Annotated in this window: 7 protein-coding genes; 6 read left to right on the top strand and 1 reads right to left on the bottom strand. The window is 70.2% G+C overall.

Going from position 1 to position 8,413, the window contains the following annotated elements; translation table 11 throughout:
- Positions 1–20: 20 nt before the first annotated feature.
- Positions 21–1,682: a M4 family metallopeptidase gene (locus STRTUCAR8_RS48030; RefSeq protein ID WP_006383813.1), complete on the bottom strand. Its 1,662-nt coding sequence runs from the start codon at positions 1,680–1,682 to the stop codon at positions 21–23.
- Positions 1,683–2,161: 479 nt separating this feature from the next.
- On the opposite strand from STRTUCAR8_RS48030, the gene STRTUCAR8_RS48025 reads away from it, so the two are divergent.
- The 6 genes from STRTUCAR8_RS48025 to STRTUCAR8_RS48000 all read left to right on the top strand — a co-directional run bounded on the left by STRTUCAR8_RS48025 (position 2,162) and on the right by STRTUCAR8_RS48000 (position 8,264).
- A complete protein-coding gene (locus STRTUCAR8_RS48025; RefSeq protein WP_006383808.1) occupies positions 2,162–3,091 on the top strand; it encodes an SCO3242 family prenyltransferase in 930 nt (309 codons plus the stop codon).
- 22 nt (positions 3,092–3,113) lie between these two features.
- On the top strand, positions 3,114–3,962 hold the full coding sequence (locus tag STRTUCAR8_RS48020; protein ID WP_006383809.1) for a sugar phosphate isomerase/epimerase family protein: 849 nt from the start codon (positions 3,114–3,116) through the stop codon (positions 3,960–3,962).
- A gap of 164 nt (positions 3,963–4,126) precedes the next feature.
- Complete coding sequence (locus STRTUCAR8_RS48015; protein WP_006383810.1) at positions 4,127–4,789, top strand: EboA domain-containing protein; 663 nt, start codon at positions 4,127–4,129, stop codon at positions 4,787–4,789.
- A gap of 2 nt (positions 4,790–4,791) precedes the next feature.
- Positions 4,792–5,658: a TatD family hydrolase gene (locus tag STRTUCAR8_RS48010; RefSeq protein ID WP_006383812.1), complete on the top strand. Its 867-nt coding sequence runs from the start codon at positions 4,792–4,794 to the stop codon at positions 5,656–5,658.
- A 7-nt stretch (positions 5,659–5,665) separates the two neighbouring features.
- On the top strand, positions 5,666–6,832 hold the full coding sequence (eboE, locus tag STRTUCAR8_RS48005) for a metabolite traffic protein EboE (RefSeq protein WP_006383807.1): 1,167 nt from the start codon (positions 5,666–5,668) through the stop codon (positions 6,830–6,832).
- A 19-nt stretch (positions 6,833–6,851) separates the two neighbouring features.
- Positions 6,852–8,264, top strand: coding sequence for an alkaline phosphatase family protein (locus STRTUCAR8_RS48000; RefSeq protein WP_006383811.1), 1,413 nt, complete (start codon positions 6,852–6,854; stop codon positions 8,262–8,264).
- Positions 8,265–8,413 lie beyond the last annotated feature (149 nt).

Here is an 8,413-nt window from a genome sequence, read left to right as displayed (position 1 = left end):
CACGCGCTGGACTACGGCTGTCAGCCCACCGACACCGCACTCCACGCCGCGCCCACAGCGGCGTACTCGGTGCTGCCCGTCCCGTACAGGTCCCGCGCCGCGTTCAGCGTGGCCGTGCGCGCGCCCGCGTAGTTCGTCGAGGACGTCATGTACGTGGTCAGCGCCTTGTACCAGATCGCGCCCAGCTTGGCCCGGCCGATGCCCGCGACCGTGGAGCCGTTGCACGTCGGGGAGTTGTAGTCGACGCCGTTCAGCGACTTGGCGCCGCTGCCCTCCGCGAGGAGGTACGCGAAGTGGTTCGCCACGCCCGAGGAGTAGTGGACGTCCAGGCTCCCGACGGCCGAACTCCAGCAGTTGGCCGACTTGGTGTCCTTCGACGGCTGGTCCATGTAGCGCAGCGCCGGCTTGCCGAAGCCCGACCTGACGACCTTCTCACCGATCAAGTAGTCCCCGAGATCAGTGGAGTTGGCCGCGCTGAACTCCACCAGCGTGCCGAAGATGTCCGACGTCGCCTCGTTGAGGCCGCCCGGCTCGCCCGAGTACGTCAGGTTGGCCGTCGACGACGTCACGCCGTGCGTCATCTCGTGACCGGCCACGTCCAGCGAGACCAGCGGGCCGAACGTCGTGCCGTCACCGTCGCCGTACGTCATGCAGAAGCAACTGTTGTCCCAGAACGCGTTGTTGTAGTTGCTGCCATAGTGCACTCGGTTGTACGAGCCGACCCCGTTGCCCTTGATGCCGCTGCGCCCGAACGTGTTCTTGTAGTAGTCCCAGGTCATGTCGGTGCCGTACTGCGCGTCCACCGCCGCCGAGGCCCGGTCCGCCGTGGCGCCCGTGCCCCAGTGGTTGTCCGTGTCCGTGAAGAGCGTGGCGGGGGCACGGCGGATGCAGATGCCGAAGATGCACAGGTCGGTGCCGTTCTCGGCGTCGCCCGTGTACGTGTTGCCGCGCGTCGGGTCCTTCAGCTGGTACGTCGATCCGGAGACCGTCGTCTCGAGCGGCACCGTGCCGCCGTACAGGGACTTGCCGTCGCCGGTCGCCGTCTCGATGCTGTCCCAGGCGTCGATCTGGGCGCCGGTCCGCGCGTTGGTCAGGACGGTCCGGGCGACCGGGTTGCCGACCGAGTCCAGTGCCATGGCGTTCGTCTGCCAGGCGAGCTTCGGGGTCCCGTGCAGGGCATCAACCACCAGCTGTGGCTTGGAAGTTGTCTTGTTCAGTGTCTCGCCCGGGTTCGCCGCGCGCAGCGCCGACACCGCGAGATCGGCGGCCTTCGGGGCCGACACCGAGGGGCTGATCGTGGCCAGGGATATCGGGCGGGTCGTGGCGCGGCTCGCGCTGCGGTAGGCGCCACCCGGAGCCAGGTGGACCACGAAGTCGCCGCCCAGGACGGGGAGTTGGCGGTAGGTGCGGTCGTATCGGACGTGCTGGCTGCCGTCCTTGTCGACGATGACGTCCCGGACCTTGGTGTTCTGCAGGGAGGTCAGGCCCAGGTGGGTGGCCTGGTCCGCGAGCGCCGTGACCGCGTTCCTGATCGCGGTGTCCCTGGTCGGTCTGTCGGCCGCGTCGGCGGTGGGGGAGAGCGCGGCGGCCAGCAGGGCCGCGACGCCGACCGTCGTGCCCGCCGCGGCGAGACGGGAACCTCGGATGCGCTGAACGTGGGGGGTGCGCTGTGTCCGACTCATCGGTCTCCTCGGGCTTGTTCGAGCAGGTGGGAGGACGCGCGACAGGACGTGGAGGAACACGGGGTAGTGGCTGGTGACGTCCAACGCGCGTTGGGGACGCGGATGTTGACTGAGATTTAAGGGTCCATGACATGGCATGTCCATAGCGCGTTGTGTGTTCCCTGTGCGCTCTCTGTATGTATCCGGCCAGGTCTTCCGCCGGTCATGGCGGCGCTGCCGCCGAGACGTGAAGTTCCTGCGCCCGCGCCCGTACCCTGCCTGGGGGTGCCGAGGGGTCAGTATTGTGAAGGCCCTGTCAATGATGTGGTGTTGTCACGTTCGTCACAAGAACCAACATCCACTTATGCCATTGGCTTTCACGCAATTTCGGTAATGATGTAGCCATGAGTGACCGGAAATCATTCCCCCCAGCCGGTTCCCTAGAACCCCTACAAGACCAGCAAAGCGTCAAATCCCAACCACCCGCGCTTTCCGACCTGTTGAGCCTTGTCCGAGCCCCGGCCGCGCTCAGCGTCCCCGGCGACATCCTGGCGGGCGCGACAGCGGCGGGCCGCCCCCTCGGTCCCCGGACGGTCGGCGCGATGGCCTCCTCCGTCTGTCTCTACTGGGCCGGTATGGCCCTCAACGACTACGCCGACGCCGCTGTCGACTCGGTCGAACGGCCCGCCCGTCCGGTGCCCTCCGGCCGTGTACCGCGCCGGACCGCGCTGACCGTCGCCACCGGTCTGACCGGCGCGGGCCTCGGCCTCGCCGCGGTGTCGGGCGGCCGACGCGGACTCGCCGTCGCCCTGCCGCTGACGGCGCTGATCTGGGCGTACGACCTGAAGTTGAAGTCCACTCCGGCCGGTCCGGCCGCGATGGCGGGCGCGCGTGCGCTCGACGTGCTGGCGGGCGCGGTCGCGGGCGGTGGCAGCCCACCGGCCCACGGGTCCCGTGGCGCCGGCACGGCCGTCGCGCTCGCCCGCGGCGCCGTCCCCGCCCTCCTCACCGGCGTGCACACCTACACGCTCACCGCCCTCAGCCGCCACGAGATCTCCGGCGCACCCGCCCGGCTGCCCGCCACGACGCTCGCCGTGTCGTCGGCCACGGCACTGTCGACGGTGCTGCCCTCCGTACTCCCGGCGATCCTGCCGCCCCGGCGAGCCGTGCCCCGCGAGGAGATAGCCCGAACCGCCGTCGCCTCCGCCGGAGTTCTCGCCTACCTGGGGACGTACGGCTGGGCGCAGATGCGTGCCGTACGCGATCCACGCGGGAGTTCCGTACGGCGTGCGGTGGGGGCGGGCATCCTCGCCATGGTCCCCCTGCAGGCGGCGCTCACGGCGCGTGCGGGGGCGCCTGTCGCCGCCGCGCTCCTGGGTGCCGTGCACCCGATCGCCCAGCGCCTGGCGAGACGGGTGTCCCCGACATGAGCCATTCGACGAAGGGCGCACCATGGGCCTGAGATTCGGCTACGGCACCAACGGGTTCACCCATCACCGCCTCTCCGACGTCCTCGGGATCCTCGCCGACCTTGGCTATGACGGCGTCGCCCTCACCCTCGACCACAACCACCTCGACCCGTACGCCGACGACCTGGACCAGCAAGTCGCCCGTGTGCGAGCCCGGTTGGCGCGTCTCGGGCTGGCCGTCACCGTCGAGACCGGGGCGCCCTACTTCCTCGACCCCTGGGCCAAGCACCAGCCGACGCTGATGTCCGGCCAACCGGAACGCCGGGTCGACCTGTTGCGGCGTGCTGTACGCATCGCCGTCGAACTCGGCTCGCCCACCGTCCAGTTGTGCAGCGGACCGGCCCCGGACGACGTACCGGAGACGGAGGCCTGGCGGCGGCTGGCCGCCGGCGTCGGGACGGCACTGGAGACGGCGGAGGCGTACGGGGTCGCCCTGGCCTTCGAACCCGAGCCGCACATGTTCGTCGACACGGTCGCGAAGTGTCTGAGACTGCGCGAACTGCTCGGCGGACACGAGCTGTTGGGTGTCACCCTCGACCTCGGACACGCCCACTGCGTGGAGGAGCCGTCGCTGCTCGACTGCGTCGGCCTTGCCGCACCCCACCTGCTGAACGTGCAGATCGAGGACATGGTCCGCGGAGTCCACCGCCATCTGGAGTTCGGCGCGGGCGAGATCGACTTCCCGCCGGTCCTGGCGGCACTGACCGACCTCGGCCACCGCGGCCTGGTGTCCGTCGAGATCCAGGGCGGCGCCCTGGACGCCCCCGACATCGCCCGCAGCTCCCTGGAATTCCTGCGCAGAGCCGAGGCCCGGAGCCTGCTCCCTTCCTGAGCGCCCCCCGGGCGGCTGTTCACGCGCGTTCCGCGTCACCTTTCCGACATTCCCAGGCACCCCTTTCCCTCTTCTCCCCCCTCATCACGCTCTCCCCCTTCTCCTCCCTCTCGCCCTCTCCTCCGCCTCTTCCCGCTTCTCCAACTCCCTTCCTGGAGAGCCGTATGCCTCCTTCCGACCCAGACCCCCTTGCCCTCACCCCCGAAGCCCGCGCCTGGCTCGAAACGGCCCTGGCCGAGGTCGCCGCCGACCCCACCACCGTCCGAGCCCTCTTCCCCGCCGTCCGCCGCAACTGCGGACGCGCCCCGCTGCCCGACGGCCGGACCGTCGACGAGGCCGCCCGTGCCCTGCTCCTGGCCGCCCTGCCGCTTCACGGCCAGGCACTCGTCGACGAGGTGGCAGCGCTCCACCGCTACGGCGACCCCGCCGAACAACGGGCCGTCCTAGAGGCGTTGCCCCAGCTCGACCAGGACGGGACCGGCCGGTTCCTGGACCTCGTACGACAGACCCTGCGCGGCAACGACACCACGCTGATCGAGGCCGCCCTCGGCCCCTACGCGGCGGCCCACCTCCCTGCGGACGAGTACCGCCAGGCCGTCCTGAAGTGCGTGTTCTGCGAGATCCCACTCGCCCGCGTCGCCGGACTCGACGATCGGGCAGACGCCGAACTCGCCCGCATGCTCACCGACTTCGCTCGCGAACGGACGGCCGCCGGCCGCCCCGTACCCGAGGACATCGCCCCTCTCGTACGCCCCTTCACCACCACTGCCCTCATGACCCCTGCCTTCACCGCCACTGCCTTCGACACCACCGACGAAACCGTGTGAGCATGCGCATCTTCGACCCCCACATCCACATGTCCTCCCGCACCACCGACGACTACGAGGCCATGTACGCGGCCGGGGTCCGGGCCGTCGTCGAGCCCGCCTTCTGGCTCGGCCAGCCCCGCACCTCGCCCGACACCTTCTACGACTACTTCGACTCGCTGCTCGGCTGGGAGCCTTACCGGGCAGCCCAGTTCGGCATCCAGCACTTCTGCACGATCGCCCTCAACCCGAAGGAGGCGAACGACCCGCGCTGCCTTCCCGTCCTCGACGAACTGCCCCGCTACCTCGCCAAGGACCGGGTCGTCGCCGTCGGCGAGATCGGCTACGACTCGATGACCAAGGAAGAGGACGAAGTCCTCGCGCGTCAGCTCCAACTCGCCGTCGAGCACGGCCTGCCCGCCCTCGTCCACACCCCGCACCGCGACAAGGCGGCCGGGACCAGGCGGACCCTGGACGTCGTACGGGAGTCGGGCATCGCCCCCGAACTCGTCGTCCTGGACCATCTGAACGAGCTGACGGTAGGCATGGTCCTCGACAGCGGCTGCTGGGCGGGGTTTTCCGTCTACCCGAAGACGAAGATGAGCGAGGACCGCATGGTCCGCATCCTCCAGGAGCACGGCCTCGACCGCGTCATGATCAACTCGGCTGCGGACTGGGGGAGTTCGGACCCCCTGAAGACCCGCAGGACCGGCGACGCCATGCTCGCCGACGGCTTCACGGACGACGACGTCGACCGTGTCCTGTGGCGCAATCCCGTCGCCTTCTACGGCCAGAGCGGACGCCTCGACCTGGACGACACCGACGGTGCCCCGAAGCCCGACGAGACGTCGTCGTTCGAGGGCAACTCCATCCGGCGCGGGGGAGAGTGAGCCGCCCGTGCGCTTCCTCCACCCCGACGGCACCCCCGTCCACCTCGCGTACTGCAGCAACGTCCACCAGGCCGAGGACCTCGCCGGGGTCATCGCCCAGCTCGGCGCCCACGCCGAACCCGTACGGGAACGGCTCGGCGTCGGCCGGCTCGGCATCGGTCTGTGGCTGGCCCGTACCGCCGTCACCGAACTCGCCTCTGACGAACGGGCGTTGACGTCCCTCAAGGCCGAACTCGCGGCGCGCGGCCTGGAGACGGTCACCCTCAACGCCTTCCCGTACGAGGGGTTCCACCGCGAGGTCGTCAAGAAGGACGTCTACCTCCCCGACTGGGCCGACCCTGCCCGCCTCACCTACACCCTCGACTGCGCCCGAGTTCTCGCGGCTCTCCTCCCCGACGACGCCCGACGCGGCAGCGTCTCCACCCTCCCGCTCGGCTGGCGCACCCCGTGGCCGACGGAACGCGCGGACGCGGCTCGCCGCTCCCTGGATCAACTGGCGCTAGGACTCGGCGAGCTGGAGTCGGAGACCGGGCGCCGCATCCGAGTCGGCTTCGAACCGGAACCGGGGTGCGTCGTGGAGACCACCACCCAGGCGGTACGGGAGTTCGCCGACGTCGACCACGACTACCTCGGCGTCTGCCTGGACGCCTGCCATCTCGCCGTCCAGTTCGAGGAGCCCGGCGAGGCCCTCGGGCGACTCGCCGACGCCGGGCTGCCGGTCGTCAAGCTCCAGGCGTCCTGCGCGGTCGAGGCCCCCGACCCCACCGACCCGCGTGCCCGCGCCGCCCTGCGTGAACTGGCCGAACGACGGTTCCTGCACCAGACCCGAACAGTCGACGAGGGCACGGTAGTCGGCGTCGACGACCTGCCGGACGCCCTGGACAGAGACAGGCTTCCGGCATCGGGCGCGGGCAACCCCTGGCGCACACACTTCCACGCCCCGCTGCACGCCGAGCCCGAACCGCCCCTCCGTACCACCGCCGACCAACTCGCCACCGTCCTGGACGGACTTCTCGGCGGACCGAGCGCCGTATGCGACCACATCGAGGTCGAGACCTACACCTGGTCCGTCCTGCCCCGCCCGCCGGCCGACCTCGCCGCCGGTATTGCCGCCGAACTCGCCTGGGCACGCGACCGGTTGACCGGCCTCGGCCTCAAGGAGGACCACTCATGACCGTCTCAAGGAACTGCTCATGACCGAGATCCCGAACGCCAACCGACTCGTCGTCCTCGATATCGTCGGCCTCACCCCCGCCCTGCTACGGCACATGCCGGCCGTCGCCGCGCTCGGCGACCGTGGCTTCCAGGCACCCCTCGGCACCACCCTCCCGGCCGTCACCTGCACCGCCCAGTCGACCTTCCTCACCGGCGAACTCCCGTCCACACACGGCGCGGTGGCCAACGGGTGGTACTTCCGCGATCTCGGGGACGTCCTCCTCTGGCGACAGCACAACGCTCTCGTCGGCGGCGAGAAGATCTGGGACGCGGCCCGGAAGCGGTCGCCCGGCTACAAGGTCGCCAACATCTGCTGGTGGTACGCCATGGGCGCCGATGTCGACTGGACGGTGACCCCGCGCCCGATCTACTACTCCGACGGCCGCAAGGAACCCGACTGCTACACCTGGCCGCCCTCCCTGCACGACGAACTCACCGAACGCCTAGGCCCCTTCCCCCTGTTCACCTACTGGGGTCCGAACGCCGGTATGCCCTCCACCCAGTGGATCCTGGGCGCCGCCCGCCAGATATTCGACGAACACGAGCCCGACCTGACCCTGGTCTACATCCCGCAGATGGACTACGAACCCCAGCGATCCGGCCCCCAGTCCGAGGAGTCCATCCGCGCCGCCCGCCAACTCGACGACGCCCTGCGCCCGTTGATCGACCACTTCCTCGCCGCCGGTGCCACGGTCGTGGCCCTGAGCGAGTACGGCATCACCCCGGTGTCCCGCCCCGTGGACATCAACCGGGCCCTGCGCCGGGCCGGACTGCTGGAGGTGCACACCCAGGACGGCATGGAGTACCTCGACCCCTGGACCTCCCGCGCCTTCGCGGTCGCCGACCACCAGGTGGCACACGTCTATGTCCGGGACCCGGCCGACATACGCGAGGTCGCCAAGGTTCTCGGTGAAATCGACGGTGTGGAACAGGTGTTGGGCGAGATGGGCAAGGCGGCACAGGGCCTGGACCACGAGCGCTCGGGAGAGCTGGTCGCGGTGGCGGACGCCGACGCCTGGTTCACGTACTACTACTGGCTCGACGACGACCGGGCTCCCGACTTCGCCCGCCAGGTCGAGATCCACCGCAAGCCCGGCTACGACCCGGCCGAACTGCTGTGGGACGACACCGTCCCGACCGTGAAACTTCACGCGGCCGGGCAACTCGCCCGCAAGAAGCTCGGGTTCCGCTACCGCCTGCAGACGGTCCCGCTTGACCCCTCGGGCGTCCGCGGCAGCCACGGCCGCCTCCCGAGCGACCCCGACCACGGCCCCGTGTTCCTGTGCTCCGAACCCGAGCACAGCACCGAGGCCGTCGCGGCGACCGAGGTCAAAGGCCTGCTCCTGAAACTCGCCGGCCTGCCACCGACCAAACCCACCGACGACGCCTAGACACCGACGACGCCTAGACACCGACGACGCCTAGACACCGACGACGCCTGGGCACGCGCGACGCCTGGGCACGCGCGGCGCCTGGGCACGCGCGGCGCCTGGGCACGCGCGGCGCCTGGGCACGCGCGGCGCCTGGGCACGCGCCTCAC

It is taken from the genome of Streptomyces turgidiscabies Car8 (assembly GCF_000331005.1).
Lineage (GTDB): Bacteria > Actinomycetota > Actinomycetes > Streptomycetales > Streptomycetaceae > Streptomyces > Streptomyces turgidiscabies.
Note: the sequence above shows the minus strand (reverse complement) of the source record. Positions and strands in the feature narration are given on the sequence as shown.

What these genes read in the sequence shown, in the direction of transcription:
- STRTUCAR8_RS48000 (WP_006383811.1), top strand. Translation starts at nt 6,852, where the DNA reads ATGACCGAGATCCCGAACGCCAACCGACTCGTCGTCCTCGATATCGTC.
- STRTUCAR8_RS48015 (WP_006383810.1), top strand. Translation starts at nt 4,127, where the DNA reads ATGCCTCCTTCCGACCCAGACCCCCTTGCCCTCACCCCCGAAGCCCGC.
- STRTUCAR8_RS48030 (WP_006383813.1), bottom strand. Translation starts at nt 1,682, where the DNA reads ATGAGTCGGACACAGCGCACCCCCCACGTTCAGCGCATCCGAGGTTCC.
- STRTUCAR8_RS48010 (WP_006383812.1), top strand. Translation starts at nt 4,792, where the DNA reads ATGCGCATCTTCGACCCCCACATCCACATGTCCTCCCGCACCACCGAC.
- STRTUCAR8_RS48020 (WP_006383809.1), top strand. Translation starts at nt 3,114, where the DNA reads ATGGGCCTGAGATTCGGCTACGGCACCAACGGGTTCACCCATCACCGC.